This is a genomic window from Pseudomonas sp. Irchel s3f7 (assembly GCF_900187615.1).
GTDB lineage: Bacteria > Pseudomonadota > Gammaproteobacteria > Pseudomonadales > Pseudomonadaceae > Aquipseudomonas.
This window is the reverse complement of the sequence record NZ_FYDO01000010.1, coordinates 133,288-156,541: the sequence shown is the minus strand read 5'-3', so window position 1 is coordinate 156,541 and position 23,254 is coordinate 133,288. Positions and strand designations below refer to the sequence as shown.

Annotated in this window: 17 protein-coding genes and 1 pseudogene; 12 read left to right on the top strand and 6 right to left on the bottom strand. The window is 60.1% G+C overall.

Annotated features, from left to right (window positions below; genetic code table 11):
- Positions 1 to 191: 191 nt before the first annotated feature.
- Together CKW19_RS11060 and glmS are read left to right on the top strand one after the other, a co-directional pair.
- The gene (locus CKW19_RS11060; protein ID WP_095057926.1) at positions 192 to 968 is read left to right on the top strand and encodes a DeoR/GlpR family DNA-binding transcription regulator; all 777 of its coding nucleotides are present in this window, start codon (positions 192 to 194) and stop codon (positions 966 to 968) included.
- Between the two features lies 1 nt (position 969).
- Positions 970 to 2,802: a glutamine--fructose-6-phosphate transaminase (isomerizing) gene (gene glmS / locus CKW19_RS11055; RefSeq protein WP_095057925.1), complete on the top strand. Its 1,833-nt coding sequence runs from the start codon at positions 970 to 972 to the stop codon at positions 2,800 to 2,802.
- Positions 2,803 to 2,894: 92 nt separating this feature from the next.
- Here glmS and CKW19_RS11050 read toward each other — a convergent pair whose 3' ends face one another.
- Genes CKW19_RS11050 through CKW19_RS11035 form a run of 4 tightly spaced genes read right to left on the bottom strand, consistent with a single transcriptional unit; the run spans position 2,895 to position 7,678 of the window.
- Positions 2,895 to 3,923 carry a DUF2955 domain-containing protein gene (locus CKW19_RS11050; RefSeq protein WP_095057924.1) on the bottom strand — a complete coding sequence of 343 codons (1,029 nt, stop codon included), beginning with the start codon at positions 3,921 to 3,923 and terminating at the stop codon, positions 2,895 to 2,897.
- A complete protein-coding gene (locus tag CKW19_RS11045; RefSeq protein ID WP_095057923.1) occupies positions 3,913 to 5,031 on the bottom strand; it encodes an HlyD family secretion protein in 1,119 nt (372 codons plus the stop codon). Before CKW19_RS11045 ends, CKW19_RS11050 begins: the two co-directional genes overlap by 11 nt.
- The gene (locus CKW19_RS11040; protein WP_095057922.1) at positions 5,028 to 6,536 is read right to left on the bottom strand and encodes an efflux transporter outer membrane subunit; all 1,509 of its coding nucleotides are present in this window, start codon (positions 6,534 to 6,536) and stop codon (positions 5,028 to 5,030) included. The genes CKW19_RS11045 and CKW19_RS11040 overlap by 4 nt, the downstream gene beginning before the upstream one ends.
- A 14-nt stretch (positions 6,537 to 6,550) precedes the next feature.
- A complete protein-coding gene (locus tag CKW19_RS11035) occupies positions 6,551 to 7,678 on the bottom strand; it encodes an AI-2E family transporter (protein WP_095057921.1) in 1,128 nt (375 codons plus the stop codon).
- A 590-nt stretch (positions 7,679 to 8,268) separates the two neighbouring features.
- Here CKW19_RS11035 and CKW19_RS11030 point away from each other — a divergent pair.
- The 5 genes and pseudogenes from CKW19_RS11030 to CKW19_RS11010 all read left to right on the top strand — a co-directional run bounded on the left by CKW19_RS11030 (position 8,269) and on the right by CKW19_RS11010 (position 14,336).
- A complete protein-coding gene (locus tag CKW19_RS11030) occupies positions 8,269 to 9,171 on the top strand; it encodes a LysR family transcriptional regulator (RefSeq protein WP_095057920.1) in 903 nt (300 codons plus the stop codon).
- 118 nt (positions 9,172 to 9,289) lie between these two features.
- Positions 9,290 to 9,916 carry a glutathione S-transferase family protein gene (locus tag CKW19_RS11025; protein ID WP_095057919.1) on the top strand — a complete coding sequence of 209 codons (627 nt, stop codon included), beginning with the start codon at positions 9,290 to 9,292 and terminating at the stop codon, positions 9,914 to 9,916.
- A 40-nt stretch (positions 9,917 to 9,956) separates the two neighbouring features.
- Positions 9,957 to 10,835 (top strand): annotated as a pseudogene (locus CKW19_RS11020) (pyridoxamine 5'-phosphate oxidase family protein); the annotation flags it as partial.
- A gap of 185 nt (positions 10,836 to 11,020) precedes the next feature.
- Entirely contained in the window at positions 11,021 to 12,217 is a 1,197-nt protein-coding gene (locus tag CKW19_RS11015) for a DUF3142 domain-containing protein (protein ID WP_095057917.1), read from the top strand.
- Entirely contained in the window at positions 12,204 to 14,336 is a 2,133-nt protein-coding gene (locus CKW19_RS11010) for a hypothetical protein (protein ID WP_095057916.1), read from the top strand. The genes CKW19_RS11015 and CKW19_RS11010 overlap by 14 nt, the downstream gene beginning before the upstream one ends.
- Positions 14,337 to 14,339: 3 nt before the next feature.
- Here CKW19_RS11010 and CKW19_RS11005 read toward each other — a convergent pair whose 3' ends face one another.
- The gene (locus CKW19_RS11005) at positions 14,340 to 14,966 is read right to left on the bottom strand and encodes a LysE family translocator (RefSeq protein ID WP_095057915.1); all 627 of its coding nucleotides are present in this window, start codon (positions 14,964 to 14,966) and stop codon (positions 14,340 to 14,342) included.
- Between the two features lie 145 nt (positions 14,967 to 15,111).
- On the opposite strand from CKW19_RS11005, the gene CKW19_RS11000 reads away from it, so the two are divergent.
- Positions 15,112 to 15,585 (top strand): Lrp/AsnC family transcriptional regulator, encoded by a 474-nt coding sequence (locus CKW19_RS11000; protein WP_095057914.1) that lies wholly within the window; start codon positions 15,112 to 15,114, stop codon positions 15,583 to 15,585.
- 57 nt (positions 15,586 to 15,642) lie between these two features.
- Here CKW19_RS11000 and lpdA read toward each other — a convergent pair whose 3' ends face one another.
- Positions 15,643 to 17,043 (bottom strand): dihydrolipoyl dehydrogenase, encoded by a 1,401-nt coding sequence (lpdA, locus tag CKW19_RS10995; protein ID WP_095057913.1) that lies wholly within the window; start codon positions 17,041 to 17,043, stop codon positions 15,643 to 15,645.
- 201 nt (positions 17,044 to 17,244) lie between these two features.
- On the opposite strand from lpdA, the gene hflK (CKW19_RS10990) reads away from it, so the two are divergent.
- The 4 genes from hflK (CKW19_RS10990) to CKW19_RS10975 are packed head-to-tail and all read left to right on the top strand — an operon-like array spanning position 17,245 to position 23,202.
- Positions 17,245 to 19,203: a protease modulator HflK gene (hflK, locus tag CKW19_RS10990; RefSeq protein ID WP_095057912.1), complete on the top strand. Its 1,959-nt coding sequence runs from the start codon at positions 17,245 to 17,247 to the stop codon at positions 19,201 to 19,203.
- Positions 19,200 to 20,240: a protease modulator HflC gene (hflC, locus tag CKW19_RS10985; protein WP_095057911.1), complete on the top strand. Its 1,041-nt coding sequence runs from the start codon at positions 19,200 to 19,202 to the stop codon at positions 20,238 to 20,240. The genes hflK (CKW19_RS10990) and hflC overlap by 4 nt, the downstream gene beginning before the upstream one ends.
- Entirely contained in the window at positions 20,237 to 21,295 is a 1,059-nt protein-coding gene (hflK, locus tag CKW19_RS10980) for a protease modulator HflK (protein ID WP_095057910.1), read from the top strand. The genes hflC and hflK (CKW19_RS10980) overlap by 4 nt, the downstream gene beginning before the upstream one ends.
- A complete protein-coding gene (locus CKW19_RS10975) occupies positions 21,292 to 23,202 on the top strand; it encodes a cation-translocating P-type ATPase (protein ID WP_095057909.1) in 1,911 nt (636 codons plus the stop codon). Before hflK (CKW19_RS10980) ends, CKW19_RS10975 begins: the two co-directional genes overlap by 4 nt.
- Positions 23,203 to 23,254 lie beyond the last annotated feature (52 nt).

The following is a 23,254-nucleotide window of genomic DNA, read 5'->3' as shown; positions in this document are numbered from 1 at the left end:
ATGCACAGCCCTCTTGCTCGCGATGGACGTGAACGATGACGCTATTTTTCTGAATAGATGCATCGCTTCCATTGCGAGCAAGTTCGCTCCTACTGGTTATCCACAGCTCTTTTTATCGCCTCGCCCTTGACGAAGTTTCACCGATAGGTTTTTATTGCTTTCGTTATCTTTCGAATCGAAACTTATCCAGCATGTCAAAGCGCAATACACCACAACGCCGCCACAACATCCTCACCTTGCTCAACGAGCAGGGCGAAGTGAGTGTGGACGAATTGGCCAAGCGTTTCGAAACGTCTGAAGTTACGATTCGCAAGGATCTGGCGGCACTAGAAAGCAACGGTCTGTTGCTGCGGCGTTATGGCGGGGCGATCACCATGCCTCAGGAATTGGTGGCCGATGTCGGTGAGCCAGTCTCCAAATACAAACAAGCCATTGCCCGCGCTGCCGTTGCGCGAATTCGCGAACATGCGCGCATCATCATCGACAGCGGCAGTACAACCGCCTCCATGATTCCCGAGCTCGGCCAACAACCGGGTTTGGTGGTGATGACCAACTCCCTGCATGTCGCCAACGCTTTGAGCGAACTTGAGCACGAGCCGGTGCTGTTGATGACCGGCGGCACCTGGGATCCGCATTCCGAGTCCTTTCAGGGGCAGGTGGCCGAGCAGGTTCTGCGCTCTTACGACTTCGACCAGTTGTTCATTGGTGCCGATGGCATCGATCTGGTTCGCGGTACCACCACCTTCAATGAATTATTGGGGCTTAGCCGGGTCATGGCTGAAGTGGCCCGTGAAGTGGTGGTGATGGTCGAGGCCGACAAAATCGGCCGCAAAATTCCCAATCTGGAGCTGCCCTGGAGCAGCGTCCATACCCTTATTACCGATGATCGCCTGCCCCTTGAGGCACGGGATCAGATTCAGGCCCGCGGTATCACGTTGATTTGCGCGGCTGTCAGTCAGGAGAAATAGTATGTGTGGCATTGTCGGGGCAGTCGCAGAACGTAACATCACCGCCATCCTGGTCGAAGGCCTGAAGCGTCTGGAATACCGTGGGTATGACAGCGCCGGTGTGGCGGTCTATTCCAATGATGAAAAACTCGAGCGTCGTCGTCGCCCGGGCAAGGTCAGCGAGCTGGAGCAGGCTCTGGCCGAAGAAGCGCTCGTCGGTCGTCTGGGTATTGCTCACACCCGTTGGGCCACCCACGGCGCGCCTTGCGAGCGCAATGCGCACCCACATTTCTCGGGTGATCTGGCCGTAGTGCACAACGGCATCATCGAAAACCACGAAGCCCTGCGCGAACAACTCATAGCCTTGGGTTATGTCTTCACGTCGGACACCGACACTGAAGTCATCGCGCACCTGCTGAACCACAAGCTCAAGGACCTGCGCGACCTGACCGTGGCCCTCAAGGCAACCGTCAAAGAACTGCATGGCGCGTATGGTCTGGCGGTCATCAGTGCACAACAGCCTGATCGGCTGGTGGCGGCACGTAGTGGCAGCCCGCTGGTCATCGGGCTTGGCATGGGTGAAAACTTCCTCGCGTCCGACCAGTTGGCCCTGCGCCAGGTCACTGATCGCTTCATGTACCTGGAAGAAGGCGATATCGCCGAGATTCGTCGTGACAGCGTGCAGATCTGGGACGTGACCGGCAAAGCGGTCGAGCGCCAGTCGGTGCAATACAGCGATGGCGCCGAAGCCGCCGACAAAGGCGAATACCGTCACTACATGCTCAAGGAAATCCACGAGCAACCGTCCGTGGTGCAACGCACCCTGGAAGGTCGCCTGAGCCAGAGTCAAGTCTTGGTGCAGGCGTTCGGTCCACAGGCGGCCGAGTTGTTCGCCAAAGTGCGCAATGTACAGATCGTGGCCTGCGGCACCAGCTATCACGCCGGTATGGTTGCCCGTTACTGGCTTGAAGAGCTGGCTGGCATCCCGTGCCAGGTCGAAGTGGCCAGCGAGTTCCGCTATCGCAAGGTGGTGGTGCAGGCAGACACCCTGTTTGTGACCATTTCCCAGTCCGGCGAAACCGCCGACACCCTCGCAGCGCTGCGTAACGCCAAGGAACTGGGCTACCTCGCCAGCCTGGCCATCTGCAACGTGGGTATCAGTTCGCTGGTGCGTGAATCCGACCTGACCTTACTGACCCAGGCCGGGCGCGAAATTGGCGTGGCGTCGACCAAAGCCTTTACCACTCAACTGGTTGGCCTGCTGTTGCTGACGCTGTCCCTGGGCCAGGTTCGCGGCACACTGGCCAAAGGCGTCGAAGCTACATTGGTCGAAGAGCTGCGTCGCTTGCCGACTCGCCTTGGCGAGGCATTGGCGATGGACAGCATCGTGGAAAAAGTTGCCGAGCTGTTCGCCGAGAAGAACCACACGCTGTTCCTCGGTCGTGGTGCGCAGTTCCCGGTCGCAATGGAAGGGGCGCTCAAGCTCAAGGAGATTTCCTACATCCACGCTGAAGCCTATCCGGCCGGCGAGCTGAAACATGGTCCGTTGGCGCTTGTGGATAACGACATGCCGGTGGTGACCGTGGCGCCGAACAACGAGCTGCTGGAAAAGCTCAAGTCCAACCTCCAGGAAGTCCGCGCCCGTGGCGGCCAGCTTGTCGTTTTCGCTGACGAGAAGGCCGGCATGACCAATGGTGAAGGCACCCACGTCGTACAGATGCCGCACATCCACGACATCCTGTCGCCGATCCTCTACACCATTCCGCTGCAATTGCTGTCGTATTACGTTGCCGTGCTCAAAGGCACCGACGTTGACCAGCCGCGTAACCTGGCGAAGTCGGTGACTGTGGAATAAGTTATCCACAGGTGAATTTATTCACATGAAAAACCCCCGATCAACGGGGGTTTTTTGTTTTCAGAGAACAGGCTCGTCAGTAGCGTTCGGTATTAACGTTGAGGGACCTGACGCTTTTCCCGTCGTGTATCGAGCAAATGCACCATCGCACAGGCATACAAGGTAACCAGAATGAACAGGCCCATGCGGATGGCGAATGCGGTGTAGACATCTTTGCCCGCTGCGCTGTCTTGTACCGATTGGCCAAGCAGAATGATCAGCGTCGCCAGGCTGTTGAGCCAGAAACTCGGCGGTTGCCGGGTGATGGCCAGGCCATAGAGCTTTCGGGCCACCAGCAAGCCGAACAGCAGCATCCACAGAAAGTACATCCACAAGTTGACGAACAGGCTCAGCGCGCACCAGAACAGTATCGCCATCAGGCCGCCCAACAGGGTCGAGCCGAGCAATTCCTGGCCGGCGTTGCGGGCGTTGGTCGCGCAGCTCTGCTGGCCGAGACCGACCGCTTTCATGATGATTGGCATGTAACTGGCCGGGTCAATCATCGCCAACAGGAAGGCTGGCAGCACCACCAGAGTGGCGCGCATTGCCAGCCAACCGCTTTCGGTGGGCGTGAGGGCTGGCTTGGGTTTTGGCGGGGGAGCACTGGCGGGCTCTGGAAACAGAAAGTGGCTGATCGTCAACGTCGTCACGGCCAGGAACAGTCCCTTGACCAGGGCGACGATCACCTCAAGCGCCAGACCGAATTCAGCGGTTCCGGCTGAACTGATCAAAGTCAGCCCCACCACCAGAAAAGTCGCCACCAGCGGGTTGCCGCCGCGCAAGCCATAACCGAAGGCCATGAACAGGCAGAGTCCGACCAACAACACGCCGCTGAACGGGTAATAGCGCAACAGGGGAATCAGCAGCAGGCCGCTCCCGGTGGTCAACATCAGTATCAGGATCAGACCCAGGCTGGCCTTGAACGGCAGTGGCCGGTTCATTGCCGCCAGCATCATCATCGCCAACATCGGCGCGAGGAACGGGATAGGCAGGGCCAATCCATAACTCGCCGCCAGGCACAGCGCCGTGCCGAAGCTCAGGCGCAGGGCGCGCTGGACTCGGGGCGAGCGCTCAATAGGCATAGGACAGCCAGCTCATCATTCGCAGGAACACGCGCCCAAGAAGGTTCAGCGGGCTGTTGTCGCTAGGGAACGCCATGATTTCGGCCTGACCGCCAGAGCGGATGCCCTGGGGACCGGTCAACTCACCGGGCTCGAATTCGATGATGACTTGAAACCGCTGTGCCGGACGCAGCCAGTCGCGGCTGTTCTCTACCGTTGGCAGGCTTCCGGGCGGGGTGGTCTGGCCAACATCGACGCCATAGCCGACGCTGCGAACATGGCCTTTGAAAATTTCCCCCGGGATTGCGTCGAGGATGATCGACACCGGTGTGCCTGGCTTGACGTCGCCCAGGTTGTTTTCGGTCATGTCGGCGCTGATCCAGACATCGTGGATAGCGATCAGGGTCATCACCGGCGCCCCAGCGGCGGCGAATTGGCCGACGTCGGTGCGCAAATCGGTGATCAGGCCGGCCGAGCGGGAGTGGACCTTCGTATTGCTCAAGTCCAGTTCGGCTTTTTCCAGGTTACTGGCGGCGCTGAGCAATTGGGCGTTTTCGTCTCCGCTACCGCCCTGTGTTTCGCGCGCGCGTTGTACTTCGGCCTTGGCGGCGGCGACCTGGCTGATGGACTCTGACAGCGTGGCGCGGGAGATTTCCAGACGACGCAGAGAGATAGTGCCAGGGTCTTCGCTGTACAGGCGTTCAAGCCGCTGGATGTCCTGACGTGCCTTGAGCTCATTGGCCTGGGATGCACGCAGTGACGCTTGCTTGGAGTCGACGCCGGCCGTGTTGGCCCCGACCTGGCGACGCGTCGTCTCGAGGTCGGAGCGGGCGCGATCAACCGCAATCTGGTACTGCTCCGGATTGACCTCAAACAGCAATTCGCCTGCCTTGACGTCCTGGTTATTGCGAACGTGCACCTTGGTCACCCGGCCGGACACCTCCGCCGCCACCGGCACCACGAAGGCCTGCACCCGGGCCTGCTGCGTGTAGGGCGTGTATCGATCGGCCAACAGATACCAGACCAGGCTCAGGATAATCAGCAATACCACCCAATTGACCGCTTTTTTGGCCGGGTCGGCAGCGGGCTCGGTGGCGTTCACATCGGCCTGTTGTGGGCTGTCACTCATGGGGTACCTTCCTTCGGTTCATCGAGCAGATCGCCCCAATCGGTTCGTTGCTGCATCTGTTGGCGGGTCGCCGCATCAATCATCGGTCTGTCGCTGTACCAGCCTCCGCCCAACGCCTTGTACAGGGCGATCAGGTTGTTGACGGCGGTGCCGCGATTGACCAGATAGATATCCTGCTGGGCAAACAAGGCGCGCTGGGCATCCAGCACGCGCTGGAAATCTGAATAGCCTTCGCGATATTGAGCGTTGGCCAGGGTCACCGAACGGTCGGCTGCGATTGATGCTTCGCTGAGGATACGGTCGCGTTCCAGCGCCTTGATCAGGCCGGTTGCGGCATCGTCGGCCTCGCGCGCCGCCTGGCGCACGCTGTCCTGGTAAACAACGATCAACTGCTGCAGGCGCGCGTCCTGCACGCGCACATTGTTGGTGATTCGGCCATGGTCGAAGATGTCCCAGCGAAAGCTCGGACCGCCCACCAGGTCGAGGGTGTCGGAAGCGCCCTTGAGCGAACTGGCGGACCAGACGATGCTGCCCACCAGGCTGACCGAAGGGTACAGATCGGCTTCGGCCACACCGATCAACGCCGACTGTGCCGCCACTTGCAGCTCGGCCGCGCGAACATCCGGGCGTCGTACCAGCAAGTTGGCGGGCACATCCTGCAGCACGGCCGTGTCGAGCAGTGGCACCAGCCCCGTGTTGTTGTTCAGCTCGGGGAATGCACCGGGTGGTCGGCCGACCAGGGTGGACAACGCATTGCGAAAGCTTGCGACCTGGCTTTCAAATTCGGGGATGGTGCTCAGGGTGCCCAGGTACTGGGTCTTGGCCTGTTGCAGGTCGAGTTCGGCTTCGGCCCCGCTTTTGAACAGGCGCTCGGTGATTTCGTAGCTGCGTTTTTGCAATTTGGCATTGTTACGCGCGATGTACAGGCGTGCTTCGGCGGTGCGCAAGGCGTAATAGGTTTGGGCCAATTGCGCGTGCAACAGCACCAGGACGTTTTCATAGTTGGCCTGGGCAGCAAACCAGGACGCGTCGGCCGACTCGATGGCACGGCTGAAACGTCCCCAGAAATCCAGTTCCCAGCCGATATCGACACCGGCGCTGTGTTGCCAGAAGTTCGTGTCCTGAGGGTTCGTACCACCCGATTGATTACGGTCCAGGTACAGGCTGTCGGCGCTCGCCTGTTGCAGTTGCGGATAGCGACCGCTCTGGGCGATACCCAGTTGTGCGCGGGATTCCATGACCCGCAGGCCGGCGACCAGCAGGTCGGCGTTGTGGGCGTCGGCCTCGGCGATCAATTGATTGAGCACCGGGTCTTCGAACACTTGCCACCACTGACGGCTGTCGGGTTGCGTGTGTTTCTGGTTGGTGAGCTCCAGGGCCGGAGTGTTCCAGTGCTCAACCCAAGGTTGGGCTGGCGACTGGAAATCCGGACCCAGCTGTACGCAACCGCCGAGAACGGCGGTGCTACACAGGAGCAACCGGTTGATGCGAGCAAGGCAAGGCATCAAACGCAAACTCCTCAGACAGGATGTTGATCGTTCATTGCCTCGAGTTGCACAGTCTCGCTTACGACCTCGGCCGGTTTGTCATCGACCCACTGCCAGAACAGTTGGTAGCCCACTGCGAGCGCAACCGGCCCGATGAACAAACCGATGAAACCGCCACTGACCATGCCGCCCAGCGCGCCAATCAGAATCACCGGCATAGGCACATCGACACCGCGTCCCAGCATGAGTGGCTTGAGGATGTTGTCGGCCATGCCGGCGATCAGGCTGTAGATACAAAATATGATAGTACCCAGGGTCGTACCGTCGACAGCGAAGACATACGCGATCACCGGAAGGGTTATCAGCACCACCGGTAACTGCATGATGCCCATCAACAGGGCAACCATGGCCAGCAGCCCGGCACCCGGGACGCCCATGAGTACGAAACCGACACCCACCGCGAGCATCTGGATGAAGGCGATACCCACCACGCCCTGAGCAACAGCGCGGATGGTGGCGGTGCACAGTTCGGTGATGCGCGGCCCACGTTCAGGACCGGAAAGACGCGAGGTGATGGCCAGGGCGCTTTTTTCACCGTTTTCGCCATAGGCCATCAGTACACCGGCAATGATCAAGGCACCGATGAACAACAGGAAGCCCACGCCCACGTCGGCCATTTTACCCAACAGGGTCAGCCCGATGGACTTGATGTAGGGCATCAACTTCATCAGTACGCTGCTCATGTCGGTGGCAGCTTGCATCCAGTAGGTGTAAAGCGGCTTGCCGATGAGCGGCAGGGACGCGATTTTTTCGTTTGGCAGCGGAACCTCTAGCGTTTCGGACTTGAGGATCGCCAGGGTGCCTTCAATCGACTCGCTGATCGAGGTACCCAGCAGGTAGATCGGCACCATCAGCAAGGCCAGGGCGACGACCACGATCAGGGTGGCGGCACGACCGTCCTTGTTGCCAACCTTGCGCTTGATCATGGTGTGCAGTGGGTAAAGGGTGATGGCCAGGATCACTGCCCACAGCATGAGGTTGAGGAAGGGGTTGAAGATCTGGAAGCAGAACAGTACCAGCACCGCAATCAACCCGGCGCGAATCAGTACATCAAGAAAACCACCGGACAGTGCTCTAGCGGATATGTCTGTGCGTAACATTGTCGAACTCCTCGCGGTGTCACCAGGCTTGGCCATCTTGCTGCTGAAGTTTCAATTCATCCTTAACAAGTAAATCTTGTAAGTAAAAAGGATGTAAATCCGTTCAGATACCCACGACCAAGAGGGATTGATTTCATCTAGGGAAACAAAAATGGCACCTACTGAAGTTCAATAGGTCTAAGGGTGGTTTTGAGTATAGGGGGCAGTCTAGTTTTCTGCCTCACGAGATAGGCGAAATCGTGATTCCCATGGATAGCGATGCCGAAACCACCCTGTGGAGCGAGCTTGGCGCTGTACCAGGTTCATTTTCTTTCAGGTGGAAGCCCATGGCAGTGGGCAACTTCGGATGATTGCGAAAGGCTGAACGCCCCGCAAGACAATCCTCCTCAATAATTATCAAAAGACCCCCAGTTCGTTTTTTTCGGATGTTTTTTGCGTTCACAAAGCAATGTTGTCGCTCTCGAACAGGTGGCATTTGGGTAGCTCATTGATTTACTTGAGGGTTGTATGCCCAACTAGGTTATTGAAGACCACGCTGAAAAAACCGGCAACTGCGACTGCCCTTTTTTATCCTTAACAAGGACACATCCATGGACCGCTTCCAGGAAATGCAGATCTTCGCGGCCGTCGCCCAGGCGCAGGGTTTTTCCGCGGCAGCGCGGCGTCTGGGTGTGTCGGCGGCGAGCGTTACCCGGGCGGTGGCAGCCCTGGAGAAACGCATCGGCACCCCGTTGCTGACGCGCACCACACGCCGTGTGTATCTGAGTGAGGCGGGTCAGCGGTATCTGGAAGACTGTAGGAGAATTCTCAGCGAAGTACAGGAAGCGGAAGATTCTGCGGCGGGCAGTCATGCGCAACCTCGTGGGCAACTGACGATTACTGCGCCGGTCCTGTTTGGCGAGTTGTTCGTCACACCGCTGATGGTGAACTTTCTGACGCAATTTCCCGATGTTTCGATCAACGCCGTGCTGGTTGACCGGGTGGTGAGTGTGGTCGAGGAAGGCATCGACGTCGCTGTGCGCATCGGTGAACTGCCCGATAGCAACCAGCATGCGATTCGGGTGGGCGAAGTGCGGCGGGTGATCTGTGCATCCCCCCATTTTCTGGACCGTCATGGTCGGCCCGAGCACCCGGAAGCACTGGCACAGGCACCGATGATTGCGACGTCGGCCATCGGGCAACTCAGAAGTTGGCCATTCCTTGATCAGGGTGAGCCCGTGAGTGTCCGGGTGGAACCGCGACTGGTCGTGACAGCGAATCAGGCGGCGATTACGGCGGCGTGTCTGGGGCTTGGGTTCACCCGGGTGTTGTCTTATCAGGTCGCAGGCAAAGTGGCGGCCGGCGAGCTGGAAATCATTCTGGCTGACTTCGAGCTGCCGCCATTACCCATTCACGTGCTTTACCAGGGTGGGCGCAAAGCCCCGTCCCGGGTGCGCAGCTTTGTCGATTTCGCGGTGAAGACACTGCGCGAACATCCGGCGTTGCAGCGTTGAATTATTCCGCTGGGTGAAATAATGGATTGCGTTGGCTGGTTATTCTGTTGATTTGGTTGCGGGCGGAAGATAGGCCCCGTCTCTCCCCTGAACAGCGCCACTCAACCGAGGTGTCGACATGCAACCCATCAAACTCTACAACTTCCCACGTTCGGGTCACGCCCACCGTGTCGAACTGATGCTCTCCTTATTGAAGTTGCCGACCGAGCTGATCTTTGTCGACCTGGCCAAAGGCGAACACAAGCAACCGAAATTCCTCGCCCTCAATGCGTTTGGTCAGGTGCCGGTGATTGATGACCAAGGCGTGGTGCTGGCCGATTCCAATGCGATTCTGGTTTACCTGGCGCAAAAATACGGCAACGGCCGCTGGCTCCCAGCCGACCCGGTCGGTGCCGCCAGGGTCCAGCGCTGGTTATCGGTGGCTGCCGGTCCGATTGCCTTCGGCCCGGCCCGCGCAAGGCTGATCACGGTATTTGGTGCGCCATACAACGCTGAAGAAGTGGTTGCTTACGCCCACACCGTGCTCAAAGTCATCGATCACGAATTGGCCCATTCAACCTATCTGGCTGGCAGCGAGCCGACCATCGCCGACGTTGCGGCCTACAGTTACATCGCCCATGCCCCCGAGGGCAATGTCTGCCTCGACGACTACACCAACATCCGCGCCTGGCTGACCCGCATTGAAGCGCTGCCCGGTTTTGTCGGCATGCCGCGCACGGTCGCCGGGCTGCAAAAAACAGCCTGATACGGCTAACACTGAACATGTGGCGAGGGGAGAAGTCGTAATGGACCATTCACCATGGCATGCCGGCGAAAAACAATTGCAGGTGCACGTGGGTGTTGCCGAGCGCATGGAGGCGTTCGGGCGTAAGGTGATTCGCAATGAGATGCCGGATCAGCACCGCACCTTCTATCAGCAACTGCCGTTCATGTTGTACGCAGCGGTCGATGGGGAGGGGCATCCCTGGGCCAGCGTGCTTGAAGGTGAGCCAGGTTTCGCCCAATCACCGCAGCCCGGTCTTCTGCAACTGAGCAGCCTGCCGGCGGCTGACGACCCTGCACAGCTCACCGAGGGCGCGGCGATCGGTTTGCTGGGTATCGAATTGCACACCCGGCGACGCAACCGCATCAATGGTCATGTTCGTGCGTTATCGACGCAGGGCTTTGGGGTGACGGTGGATCAGGCATTCGGCAATTGCCCCCGGTACATTCAATTGCGACAGTTTCGATCAGTGCCTTTGGCGGACCCTTCGGCCCGTGTCGCTCAACGTTTCAACGGCCTGGATGACGCCGCCAAAGCCATGATCGCCGGAGCGGACACCTTCTTTGTCGCCAGCTATATAGAGGTTGAAGGCGAACGCTCGGTGGACGTTTCTCACCGGGGTGGTCAGGGTGGATTCGTACGAGTGGAAGGGAATCGCCTGACTATTCCTGACTTTGCCGGCAACCTGCATTTCAATACCCTGGGCAATCTGCTGCTCAATCCCCGAGCCGGTTTGCTGTTTATCGATTTCAATACGGGGGACTTGCTACAACTCAGCGGACGGACCGACATCATCCTGGAGGGCCCGCAGATAGAGGCATTCGAAGGGGCTGAGCGTCTGTGGACGTTTGAGGTCGAGCAAGCGGTGCGTCGCCCCGGTGCACTGGCGCTACGTTGGCGCTCTATATCAGAAGCGAACATTGCCCCCAGGGCATTCGCTGAGTAGGGTAGTGCGCAACACGAAAAAGGGCCGTGAGTCAGTGAGTACACGAAACCTGTGGGAGTTTGCTCCCACAGCGGTTGCAGTGTTCAAACCGTTAACGGACATAACAGGCCCTTTCTGCTTTTCAGGGACAGGCGTTTTTCATGGTTTTTCTCACTCGCGCGATCGTCTTGCTTTCGACGCTGGCGCTGCTCAGCGGTTGCGAACGACAAGACGCGCCACCGCTGGATCAACAACTCTACATCTGGCAACGGCAATGGACACCGGCCCATGACGCCGCTCTCAGCGACAGCCGCGCAGACTTTTCGACCCTGCGGGTGCTGGCGTTGCAGGCCTTCCCCAAGGCGGGCTGGAGTCGCGTGCGGATTGATCCGGGAATGCTCAGGCAGGATGGTCGGCCGCTGATTGCGGTGATTCGTCTCGACGGGCAACTCCCGTCGCTGGACCAGGCTGAAGTCACCGCCCAGGTGCAGCAACTGATCAGCGATTGGCAGGCACAAGGGTTGACCCTTTCTGGTGTGGAAATCGACCACGATGCAGGTAGCGCACGGCTACCGGCTTATCGCCAATTTCTTGCCCAACTGCGTGCCGCTCTGCCGGCGTCTGTGCCACTGAGCATCACCGCTTTGCCGGCCTGGCTCGACAGTGCCGAACTGCCTGCGTTGTTATCCACCGTCGACAGCAGCGTTTTGCAAGTGCATGCGGTCAGTGATCCGCGCCTTGGGTTGTTTGACGCCGATCAGGCTCGAAAATGGGCGAATGCCTGGAGTCGCGTCACGACGAAACCCTTTTATCTGGCACTACCCGCCTATGGCGTTGCGTTACTGCCGGGGGGCAGCGGCGCACCGGTTGTTGAAAGTGAAGTCCCCGTTGAACGTGACGGTCAGCGCCGTGAACTGCTCGCTGACCCGCAACAACTGAAGGCACTTGGAGCCACCTTGCGCGCTGATCCTCCCAAACACCTGGCAGGACTGATCTGGTTTCGTCTGCCATTGGCCAACGACCGCCGCGCCTGGAGCCTGACGACGTTGCGTGCGGTGGCCCGCGGTGATGTGCTCGAAAGTCAGCTGACGTTGAAACTATCGGTCGACAACGGCCTCTATGACATCGCCATCAGCAACCAGGGCAACCTCGACAGCGCGTGGCCTGAGCGCTTGACCCTGGCGGTGCAAGGTTGCGATGGCGCCGATGCGCTGGCCGGTTATGCATTGCAACAGAGCCCCGACCTGCTTACCTTCACCCGCCTGCACGACGGTCGAATACCGGCCGGCGGACAGCGCGCCATCGGTTGGGCTCGCTGTGCACACATTGATCAAGGAGGTTCGAATGTTTCCCCGTAACTGGCCGCGTCATCTGCTTTGCCTGAGTCTCAGCCTGCCGCTGGGTTCGGCGCTGGCCTGCGGCCCGGACTTTCCCATGCGCTTGCTGGACAACCGCGAGCAGTCGCTGGCGGAGTTGCCGGAAGGCAATTTCAGCTTCGAGGTGAGTCGCCTCGGGCAGGCGATCGCCGGGCTCAAGCACGCGACGGCCGCGACACTGGGCCCCGGCGATGGCTATGGTGAGACGCCGGGCTATTCCGAACAGCGGGATCTGGCCGAGCAGACGGATTTGACGGCGGAACAGCAGGTACTGGTCAAACAATTGCGTGGCTTGACCGACGCTCGCCAGGTGGAAGTGCAGGGCGCGAGCCTGCCCGCCGAGTTCAGGTTCTATCTGGCCGGGGCCGTGGCGTTCAGCGCGGGTGACCATGGCTTGGCGGCCGAGTATTTCCAGAAAGTGCTGGCGTTGCCGGCGGATCAACGTGCCTTGCGCAGTACTTGGGCAGCCTACTCACTGGGGCGGGCGATGTTCGCGATGAGTTCCGAAGCCGACGCGAGCCCTGATCGACTGGAACAATCGCGCAAAGCGTTCGAGCAGACACGACAACTGAGCATCGATGGCTTCAGTGATCCTTTGGAACTGGGCATTGCCAGTCTCGGCGAAGAAGCCCGGGTAGTGCGCACCGCCGGCGATTGGAACCGCGCCATCGAACTCTATGCCGCGCAAAACCTGCATGGGTCGGCGGTGGGCTACACCTCCCTGAAGCTGTTGATGGCCGATCTGGCGGCAATGCCAGAAGATCAACTGGCTGAACTGCTCAAGGGCAAACCGGTGCAGCAATTGGTGACGGCGTCGCTGATCAGCCGGCTGGGCTGGTCATTCGGCGATCAAGCGCCAAACGAACAGAAAATGATCAAGCTGCTGCAAAACAGCACCCGTGGCAGCCTCGATAACGCCGATCGATTGGCGGCGATGAATTATCAACAGGGCGACTACGCCAGCGCCAAAGCCTTCCTCGAACACGCCGGTGACGGCGGTCTGGCGTGGTGGCTACGGGCAAAACTGGCGCTGCGCGAGGGCGATAAATCTACTGCCGCCGGGGCTTACGCCAAGGCTGCCCAAGCCTTCCCGCAGAATGAGTCCTGGGGCGAACGACGCACGCCAGACTTCGATTACGAAACGGTGCAGCCTAAATGCCGGGTCGAGGGCGAGAGCGCGATTCTGGCGCTGCAACGCGGCGATTACCTGCAAGCCTTCGATCAGCTCTATCGCAGTCAAAGCATCTATTGGTTCGACGCGGCGACGGTGGCCGAGCGCGTACTGACCCTCGAAGAACTCAAACACTACGTCGACACCCAAGTCCCGGCGCCACCGCCGCTCACTCAGCAGGAGCGCGATAACTATGTGCCCCTGCCGGTTGCAGCCAACCTGCGCAATTTGCTTGGGCGGCGTTTGTTGCGCGAGGGGCATTACGAGGAGGCACCGGCCTACTTCGATAACGCCGGTTTGCAGAACAAGGCCAGGTTGTATGGCCAGCAGCGGCTAGCGGCTGATTCGGCATGGTGGCCGACTCGGCGGGCCGCTGCGTTGTTCAATGCAGCGTGGACTGCACGGGAGTGGGGCATGGACATTCTGGGCTACGAATTGGCCCCGGATTACGCCACTTTCGGCGGCAACTATGTTTTGGCAAACGCTGAGCTGAAGGTCGGTCCGCTAGTGGCCGAGGCCGAAGTAAAACGCCAGCAGGCCAGCGCCGCGCAACCGGATGAGCGTTACCACTACCGTTTTGTAGCCACGGCGCTGGCCAACCGCGCGGCGGACAATCTGCCGCACACCAGTCAGGCATTCGCGGCGGTGCTGTGTGAGGCTTCGGGCTGGAACAGCAGCCTGTCCGAGCAAAGTGCGATTTATCAGCGTTATGTCAAAGAAGGGCCTTACGTGGAATGGGCGGCTGATTTTGGTCATCAATGCCCGTATCCCGACTTCGAAAACGCTGACAAACGCTATGTGACGCAAGTGACTGACGGGGCGCGTTCAGCCCTTCGTCCGTACAAGTTGCCCTTGCAGATTGGCGGTGTCCTGGTGGTCGCGGCAGCGGCGCTGTTGCTGATCATTCGTCGCCGCCGCAAGGCGCAGTAAGGCTTACGCCTGTTGAACAAAGGTCAGTCGCACGGCGAAACCGATCAACAGGCTGCCGAACAACCATTGCTGCAAGCGTTGGGCTGAAGGACTGCGTTGCAGCCAGCGGCCCAGTGCAGCACCGATGAGTGCGTAAGCACTGTCGAACAGCAAGCCGACGCCGACCAGCACCACTCCCAGGGTCGCGAATTGTTCAAGCACCGGCCCGGCCTGTGGATAAATAAACTGCGGCAGCAACACTGAGCAAAACAGCAAAGCCTTGGGGTTGAGCAGATTGGTCAGCAAACCGCGACGAATCGCTGTGCTCCAGCGTGTTTTTTCGCTCATGAGCTGATCGGTCAGGCTCGGCAACATCGTGGTTCTCAAACACTGAATGCCGAGCCACAGCAGGTACGCGGCACCCGCCAGACGCACCCCATCGAAGGTCCACGGCGCCGCTTTGAATAATGCCGCCAGCCCCAAAGCCGCCAATGCCACGTGACAACCCCGGGCGATGGCCAGGCCGACAGCCGTGGCCAGTGCTGCGCCCTTGCCCTGGCGGGCTCCGGTTTGCAACAGCAGGATCATGTCAGGTCCCGGCAACAGGTAGACCACTGCCAGCGCCATGAAAAACAGCCCAAGTCCTGCCATGTCGTACCCCATTCGTTGTCGATTCGGTAGGGCCAGTCTAGGGCGCAGAGGCGGGGCAGGTGCTTGCGTAGTTCGCTTCTATTAGGTTTGTGATTGGCATAATCTGCTGGATAACTCAGCTGTAACCATCAGGATCTGCCAAATCATGAAACTGGACGCCTACGACCGCAAAATTCTCGCCGCACTGCAACGGGACGGGCGCCTGAGCAATGTACAATTGGCGGACGAGATCGGGCTGTCCGCGTCACCTTGCTTGCGTCGGGTGCGAATGCTCGAGGAGGCCGGGGTGATTCGCGGTTACCAGGCCAATCTCGATCGCGACGAAGTGGGCCTTGGGCTGACGGTGTTTGTCGGGGTCAAGGTTGAACGCCATAACGACGAACAGGCCGAAGCATTTCGCTTGGCGGTGACGGCGTTGCCGGAAGTGATCTCGGCGTTTCTGGTGTCGGGGGAGTCGGATTTTCTACTGCAAGTGGTGGTGCCAGACCTGCGTGCATACGACCGTTTTCTCACCGGAAGTTTGCTGAAGTTGCCGGGTGTGAGCGACATCCGCAGCAACTTTGCGATTCACACGGTGAAATCGCCGGGGGCGTTGCCGTTGGAGCATTTGCCAACCTGAAAGCAAAAAAATCGCAGCCATCATAGGCGCTGCCGAAGGCTGCGATCTTTTGATCTTCTACATCTGCGTCGCCATCCCTTCGACATTCATCGCCGCCTGGCGCAACGCCTCCGAGCGAGTCGGGTGAGGATGACAAGTCAGGGCAATGTCCTCGGCCGAGGCGCTGAACTCCATGGCAACGCAATACTCGCCAATCATTTCGCTGACGCTCGGGCCCACCAGGTGCACGCCGAGAATTTCGTCGGTGCGCTCGTCGGCCAGCACTTTGGCGAAGCCTTCGGTCTCGTGGTTGATCTTCGCCCGGCTGTTGGCGGTGAAGGGAAACTTGCCAACCTTGTAGGCGCGACCTTCCGCCTTGAGCTGCTCTTCGGTCTTGCCGACGCTGGCCAGTTCGGGTTTGGTGTAGATCACGTTGGGAATCAGGTCGTAGTTGACCTCGCCAGCATTGCCGACGATCTGCTCGACGCAGGCCATGGCTTCGTCTTCAGCCTTGTGCGCGAGCATCGGCCCGGACGTCACGTCGCCAATCACCCACACGCCCGCCGCCTCGGTGCGGTGGCCCTTGTTGGCGAGCATGCCGCGTTTGTCCGTGGCGAGGCCGACGTTTTCCAGGCCCAGGCCCTGTGTATAAGGACGGCGACCGATGGCCACCAGCACGTAATCTGCCTCCAGCAGCTCGGCAGTACCGCCAGCAGCGGGCTCGACGCTGAGCTGGACACCGGAGGTGGATGCCTTGGCGCTGGTCACTTTCGAACTCAACTTGAATTTGATGCCTTGCTTGCTCAGTGACCGTTGCAGTGTTTTGCCCGCTTCGCCGTCAACACCGGGGCAGATTCGGTCGAGGAATTCGACCACCGTCACCTCTGCGCCAAGGCGTCGCCACACTGAGCCCAGCTCCAGGCCGATCACCCCGGCGCCGATCACCACCAGATGTTTTGGCACTTCGCTCAGAGACAGCGCGCCGGTTGAATCGAGGATGCGCTGGTTGTCGATGTTTACGCCGGGCAGGGGAGTGGGCTCGGAGCCGGTGGCGATGATGATGTCCTTGGCGCTCAGATCGGTCTTGCCCCCCGCACTGTCTGTCACCGTGACTTTGCCCGGTCCGTCGATGTGGCCCCAGCCCTTGATCCAGTCGACCTTGTTTTTGCGAAACAGAAACTCGATACCCTTGGTCAGCCCGGTCACGCTTTCATCTTTCTGCTTCATCATTTGGGCGAGGTTAAGGGTGGGTTTGACCTCGATGCCCAGGTTGGCGAATTCCGTACCCATGGCCGCGTCGTAGAGTTCGGAGGCATGCAGCAAGGCTTTGGATGGCATGCATCCGACGTTCAGACACGTGCCACCGAGGGTGGCGCGTCCTTCCACGCAGGCCGCTTTCAAACCCAGTTGCCCGGCACGGATTGCCGCGTTGTACCCGCCGGGACCACCGCCGAGAATCACGACGTCATAGGTGCTCATGGATGTTCTCCTGAATGAAAAGACGGAATGGGTAAAAGTAGTTCGCAGGTAAAATTACGAGCGTAATATGTGTGTTCTGTACCTTTTCGGTCAAGGCTTCGGATTGAGCAATTCTGGATAGCGCGATTAAATACGAAAATTTCACCGCTTTCGTTATATCGTAACGAATTGCCATGTGAGCAAAACCAACGCTGGGGTGATATGCAAGTCGATCTCGATGTGGATGAGGCGCCGGTTACAGGGTTGCCGCGCTTTCAACAGGCCCTTTTTCAGGGACGACGCTTGCGCCAGTTTGCGATTGGCGCAGGCGTGCTTGCAGCGACAGGTGTGTTGCTGGCGTTAGTTGTCGGGCTGTTTGCGCCGCAATCGCTTTGGCCTGCTTTGCTGGTCAATCAGAGCGCGGCTTTTCTGGTGTTGATTGCGGGCCTGCAATCGGCCTGGTGGGTGGCGCAGTGGCGTGAGCGGGCGATGAATCCGGTGGTGCCGGTGGTTGTCATCGATGAACCTGAGGCACCGTCGGATTGGTATGAGCGCTTGCTCGATCGAATCAGTCGCCGCTGGCAGCACGGGGTCACGCAAATCGGCGCCCCCACGTTGTGGCTAGGCGGGTGGGCGCTGCTGGCGCTGTCCGGCGTCGAACAGGTTTGGAACCTCACATTGCCGCCCGCGGCATTGGGCATGTCGGCGACCGTTGGCGCGGCGATTTCGTTACTGCTGGCTTTCGGGCTGCTGGTGCTGGAGCGTCACCTCGCGCAGGAAAATACCGCGCAATGGCCAGAAGCCAATTCGCTGGCGCAACTGACCCGCGTCGCGATTATCAGCCTGGTGCTCGGCGCCGTCTGTTTGTTGTTCGCCAACGAGTCCTCGGTCTGGCCCGTTCGCCTGGCGGTATTGATCGGCCTTTTGCCGGGGTTGGTGGCCGCTGAGTTGCTGTTGCGCGCGGTCCTGTCATTGTTCAGCCCGCGCCGTGAGCGTCTCGAACCCGAGCTGCTGGCCCGCAGTTTTGTCGCCGACATGCTGCGCTGGCCGCCACAACCCTTGCTGGCGTTGCAGCATGAATTGCACAACCGTTTCGGCATCGATTTGCGCCAGATTTGGGCGTTCACTTACATGCGTCGGGCATTCGTGCCGGTGCTGGCGGTGGTGGCGATCATCGGTTGGGCCCTGACCGGCATTCACGAAATTCCGCTGCAAGCTCGCGGCATTTACGAGCGATTCGGTAAGCCGGTTGAAGTATTCGGTCCTGGCTTGCACGCGGGATTACCGTGGCCATTGGGACGGGTATTGAGCGTTGAGAACGGTGTGGTTCACGAGTTGGCGACCAGCGTCGGCGAAACCTCTGCACCCCTTCAGGCCGAGCCCGCCGAAGGCCCGGCACCTGCCATCGCCAATCGCTTGTGGGATGCCAGCCATGTGAACGACAAGTCTCAGGTGATTGCCAGCAGCCGTGGCGACAAACAGAGCTTTCAGGTCGTCAACATGGACGTGCGTTTCATCTACCGCATTGGCCTGAGTGATCAAGCCGCGTTGGCGGCAACGTACAACAGCGCTGACGTGCCGATGCTGATTCGCAGCACCGCGAGCCGGATTCTGGTTCACGATTTTGCTTCGCGCACCCTCGACGGATTGCTCGGCGAAGACAGGGTAGGGCTGGCCGAAGAGATCGGTCGAGCCGTGCAGGCCGATCTGCAAACACTCGACAGTGGCGTAGAGATTCTGGCCACGGTGGTCGAAGCCATTCATCCACCCGCCGGCGCCGCCAATGCGTATCACGGCGTGCAAGCGGCGCAGATTGGCGCGCAGGCGTTGATTGCCCGCGAACGCGGAGCAGCGGCCGAAGCTACCCATCAGGCGCAATTGCAGGCCAGCATCGCTCGCGACCAGGCGACGGCCGGGGCGCGTGAAATCAACGCCAGCGCTCAGGCGGCAGACTTGAAGTTCAACGCCGAACAGAAGGCCTATGCGAGCGCCGGCCAGGCCTTTGTGCTCGAACAATATTTGAGCCAATTGTCCCAAGGCCTGGCCAACGCCAGGTTGCTGATTCTTGACCATCGACTGGGTGGCAGCAGCAATGCGCCGACCATCGACCTCCGTACGTTTACGCCGCCGGTTGACCCTGCGCCGTCGCGCAAAACCGCTCAGCCAGGAGCTGCCAATTGAGCCAGTCCCACACTCACGATCACGATGACCACGCCGGCCACAACCACGGCCATGGCGGGCACCACCACGGTCATCATCACCATCATCACGGTGATCCCCAGGAAGCGGGGCCGTTCCCATGGCGACGCATGGGCTGGGCGGCTTTGCTGGTGGCATTCGCGGTGGCCGCCGCGAGCCTGGTGCAAGTGCGTTCGGGCGAGGCCACGGTGATCACGCGTTTCGGCAATCCGTCGCGGGTCCTGCTGGAACCGGGTCTTGGCTGGCGTTGGCCGGCACCGTTCGAAGCCGCGATCCCGGTGGACTTGCGGCTGCGCACCACCTCCAGCGGTTTGCAGGATGTCGGCACGCGGGACGGTTTGCGCATCATCGTTCAGGCCTACGTGGCCTGGCAGGTGCAGGGTGATCCTGAAAACGTGCAGCGATTCATGCGCGCGGTGCAGAACCAGCCGGATGAAGCAGCGCGGCAGATTCGTACTTTTGTGGGGTCGGCGCTGGAAACGACCGCGAGCAGTTTTGATCTGGCGAACCTGGTGAACACCGACGCCAATCAAGTGCACATCGCCGATTTCGAGGCGCAATTGCGTCAGCAGATCGATCAGCAGTTGCTCACCACTTATGGGGTACGTGTGCTGCAAGTCGGTATCGAGCGCCTGACCTTGCCGTCGGTGACACTCACCGCGACGGTCGACCGAATGCGTGCCGAGCGTGAAACCATCGCGACGGAGCGGACGGCGATTGGCAAACGTGAAGCGGCGCAAATCCGTTCCGCCGCCGAGCGCGATGCGCGAATTGTGCAGGCCGATGCCACGGTCAAAGCGGCAGATATCGAAGCTCAGTCCCGGGTTGAAGCGGCGCAAATTTACGGTCGTGCCTACGCGGGTTCGCCACAGCTTTACAACTTGCTGCGCTCGCTCGACACCTTGGGCACAGTGGTGACGCCGGGGACCAAGTTGATTTTGCGTACCGACGCCGCACCGTTCCGAGTGTTGGTTGACGGTCCGCCGAACCTTGAACACAAGTCCGGATCGCAGCCATGAGTTTGGTTCCACGTGGAACAAATGAGTTGAGCAGTCCGTGGATCCAGGCCGGACGCTTGGCATTTCTTGCCCTGTACGCGGTGACCGTTCTGGCGGCGTTGGCGTGGGCAGTCTCCAATGTGCGACAGATCGATCCGCAGAATCGAGCGGTCGTTTTGCACTTCGGCGCGCTGGATCGAATCCAGAATGCAGGGTTGTTATTGGCTTGGCCACGACCGTTCGAACAGGTGATCTTGTTGCCGGCGGCGGATCGCGTGGTCGAGCGTCGGGTGGAAAACCTGCTGCGCAGTGGGGCCGCTGTACAGGCGGATCGCGTCGCCAGTTTCGCCACGCCCATCAGCGATGCGTTGGCGGGCTCCGGTTACCTGCTGACGGGTGATGCGGGCGTGGTTCAACTTGAAGTGCGGGTGTTCTACAAGGTCACTGAGCCCTATGCCTTTGTGCTTCAGGGTGAACATGTGTTGCCGGCGCTGGATCGTCTTGTCACCCGAAGCGCCGTAGCGCTCACCGCTGCACGCGATCTGGACACCATTCTGGTCGCCCGTCCGGAGCTGATCGGTGCCGACAGCCAAGCGGCAGAGCGGCGTGAACGCTTGCGGGGTGATCTGGTGCAAGGGATCAATCGGCGCTTGGCGGAGCTCACCGCGACGGGGCAGGGGTTAGGCATCGAAGTGGCACGGGTCGATGTGCAATCGAGCCTTCCGGGCCCTGCGGTCAATGCGTTCAACTCGGTTCTGACGGCCAGCCAGCAAGCGGACAAAGCCGTGGCCAATGCGCGAACCGAAGCCGAGAAACTCACTCAGTCCGCCAACGAACAAGCCGACCGCACGCTGCAAGTTGCCGATGCGCAGGCCAGCGAACGGTTGGCAAAAGCGTCTGCTGACACAGCCACGGTGTTGAGTCTGGCCAAGGCGCAACAACAGGGCACCGACCCGCAAATGCTCCTGCGCATTTACCGTGAACGAATGCCGGACATTCTCCGCCAGGCCGGTTCGGTGACGACGGTCGATCCTAAAGACGATTCCCGCCTGATCATTCAGGGAGCTGCACAATGACCGCTCAAACCGCTGCCGCCCCGAGCATGTTGTCTTCGGCAGAACAACGCAGTGCTGCGCGCCAGTTGACCCTGGCAATGCTCGCCTTGGGCTTTTTGGCGCTGGGTTTGATCTGGCGCTGGTTGTCGCCGGAGCAGGCCGGCGTCAGTCAGTTGTTGCTCGGGTTCGCTTCGTTGTTGGTCGCCGTGCCGGTCATGCGCTCAGCCTGGTACAGCTTGCGGTATCCGAGCCTGCACGGCATCACCGATCAATTGATCGCCCTGGCGATGCTTGGGGCATGGGCCACCGGCGATCTGCTGACTGCGGCATTGTTGCCGATCATCATGATCTTCGGCCATGTGCTGGAAGAGCGCAGTGTGATCGGTTCCCAGGAAGCAATTCACGCCCTCGGCAAACTGACCCGTAGCCACGCACGCAAGGTGCAAGCGGACGGCACCATCATCGAAGTCGACAACGGCACACTTCTGCCTGGGGATCTGGTCGAAGTCCGTGCCGGTGATCGGGTGCCGGCCGATGGTCGGGTGTTGTCTGGCCAGGCGAGTCTGGACACTGCGTCCATCACCGGCGAGTCGGTGCCGATGGAGGCGGGTGTCGGCATGTCGGTGTTCGGCGGTGCTATCAACCTGGATGGTTTGCTGCGCATCGAAGTGACCCGCACCGGCAACGAGTCGACCCTCGGGAAAGTCATCGCCTTGATGCAAAACGCCGAGCGTTCCAAGCCGCCGATTACGCGTTTGCTCGAACGTTACGCCGGCAGTTACATGGTGTTGGTTTTGTTGCTGGCGGCAGTGACCTGGTTCGTCACAAACAATGCCCAGGCGATGCTCGCGGTGTTGGTGGCGGCGTGTCCTTGTGCGTTGGTGTTGTCGGCACCCGCCACGGCGATTGCCGGGGTGGCAGTGGCAGCACGGCACGGGATTCTGATTCGCAGCTCAGCGTTTCTGGAAGAGTTGGCCGACCTTACGTCGTTGGTCGTCGACAAGACCGGGACCCTGACCTTTGGCACGTTGCGACTGCAATCCATCGACAGCCCGCTGCAGGATCACGGCCATCTGTTGAAGCTCGCCGCGAGCCTCGGCTCAGCCAGCAGCCACCCGGTGAGTCGTGCCCTGGCAGGGTTGGTTTCCCAGGAACATTTCCTGCTGCTTTCGGACATTCATGAGCGCCAAGGCCTGGGCGTTGTGGCGATGACCGGGCAAGGCGAAGCCGCACTCGGCCGTCCGGAATTGTTCAGTCAGCTGGGCATCACCACGTCTACCGTTCCCGACCACGATGGCCCGATTGCCGGGCTGGCGCTCAACGGTGAGTTTCTCGCCTGGCTGTTGCTGGCCGACAGCGTCAAGCCCGAAGCCCAGTTTGCGCTGAGTGAACTGCGTGACCTTGGGTTGGGTCGGCAGCTGTTGCTGACGGGTGACCGTCAAAGCGTTGCGCAAACGCTCGCCCGTGATGTCGGAATCAGTGACGTCGAAGCGCAGGCCTTGCCTGAAGACAAACTGAACCGCGTGCTCAAGGAAATCGACAGCGGTTTCCGGCCGATGGTGGTCGGTGATGGCATCAACGATTCCCTCGCGCTCAAGGCCGGCGTGGTCGGTGTGGCCATGGGCGCTGGTGGTGCGGATATCGCCTTGGCCTCGGCAGACATCGTGTTGATCGGCAGCGACTTGCGTCGGCTCGGTACCTGCGTGCGTCTGAGTCGTCAGTGCCGTCGGACGTTGCAGGTCAACGTCATCATCGGTCTGGGCTGGACCCTGGCGATTGTGGCCTTTGCTGCCTTCGGCTGGCTCGGCGCCGCCGGGGCGATGGTGGCGGCATTGCTGCATAACCTCAGCACGTTACTGGTGCTGGGTAATGCCGGGCGTTTGCTAAGGTTTCAGGAGCCGTTGCTCAAACTCAAGGACGAAGCCTGAATGGCATCCGGGACCGGCGCTAACCCCCACGTTAAAGGCTTATACGCTTTTT

Coding starts and splice junctions, on each gene's coding strand:
- CKW19_RS11060 (WP_095057926.1), top strand. CDS start 192: ATGTCAAAGCGCAATACACCACAACGCCGCCACAACATCCTCACCTTG.
- glmS (WP_095057925.1), top strand. CDS start 970: ATGTGTGGCATTGTCGGGGCAGTCGCAGAACGTAACATCACCGCCATC.
- CKW19_RS11050 (WP_095057924.1), bottom strand. CDS start 3,923: ATGCCTATTGAGCGCTCGCCCCGAGTCCAGCGCGCCCTGCGCCTGAGC.
- CKW19_RS11045 (WP_095057923.1), bottom strand. CDS start 5,031: ATGAGTGACAGCCCACAACAGGCCGATGTGAACGCCACCGAGCCCGCT.
- CKW19_RS11040 (WP_095057922.1), bottom strand. CDS start 6,536: ATGCCTTGCCTTGCTCGCATCAACCGGTTGCTCCTGTGTAGCACCGCC.
- CKW19_RS11035 (WP_095057921.1), bottom strand. CDS start 7,678: ATGTTACGCACAGACATATCCGCTAGAGCACTGTCCGGTGGTTTTCTT.
- CKW19_RS11030 (WP_095057920.1), top strand. CDS start 8,269: ATGGACCGCTTCCAGGAAATGCAGATCTTCGCGGCCGTCGCCCAGGCG.
- CKW19_RS11025 (WP_095057919.1), top strand. CDS start 9,290: ATGCAACCCATCAAACTCTACAACTTCCCACGTTCGGGTCACGCCCAC.
- CKW19_RS11015 (WP_095057917.1), top strand. CDS start 11,021: ATGGTTTTTCTCACTCGCGCGATCGTCTTGCTTTCGACGCTGGCGCTG.
- CKW19_RS11010 (WP_095057916.1), top strand. CDS start 12,204: ATGTTTCCCCGTAACTGGCCGCGTCATCTGCTTTGCCTGAGTCTCAGC.
- CKW19_RS11005 (WP_095057915.1), bottom strand. CDS start 14,966: ATGGCAGGACTTGGGCTGTTTTTCATGGCGCTGGCAGTGGTCTACCTG.
- CKW19_RS11000 (WP_095057914.1), top strand. CDS start 15,112: ATGAAACTGGACGCCTACGACCGCAAAATTCTCGCCGCACTGCAACGG.
- lpdA (WP_095057913.1), bottom strand. CDS start 17,043: ATGAGCACCTATGACGTCGTGATTCTCGGCGGTGGTCCCGGCGGGTAC.
- hflK (WP_095057912.1), top strand. CDS start 17,245: ATGCAAGTCGATCTCGATGTGGATGAGGCGCCGGTTACAGGGTTGCCG.
- hflK (WP_095057910.1), top strand. CDS start 20,237: ATGAGTTTGGTTCCACGTGGAACAAATGAGTTGAGCAGTCCGTGGATC.
- CKW19_RS10975 (WP_095057909.1), top strand. CDS start 21,292: ATGACCGCTCAAACCGCTGCCGCCCCGAGCATGTTGTCTTCGGCAGAA.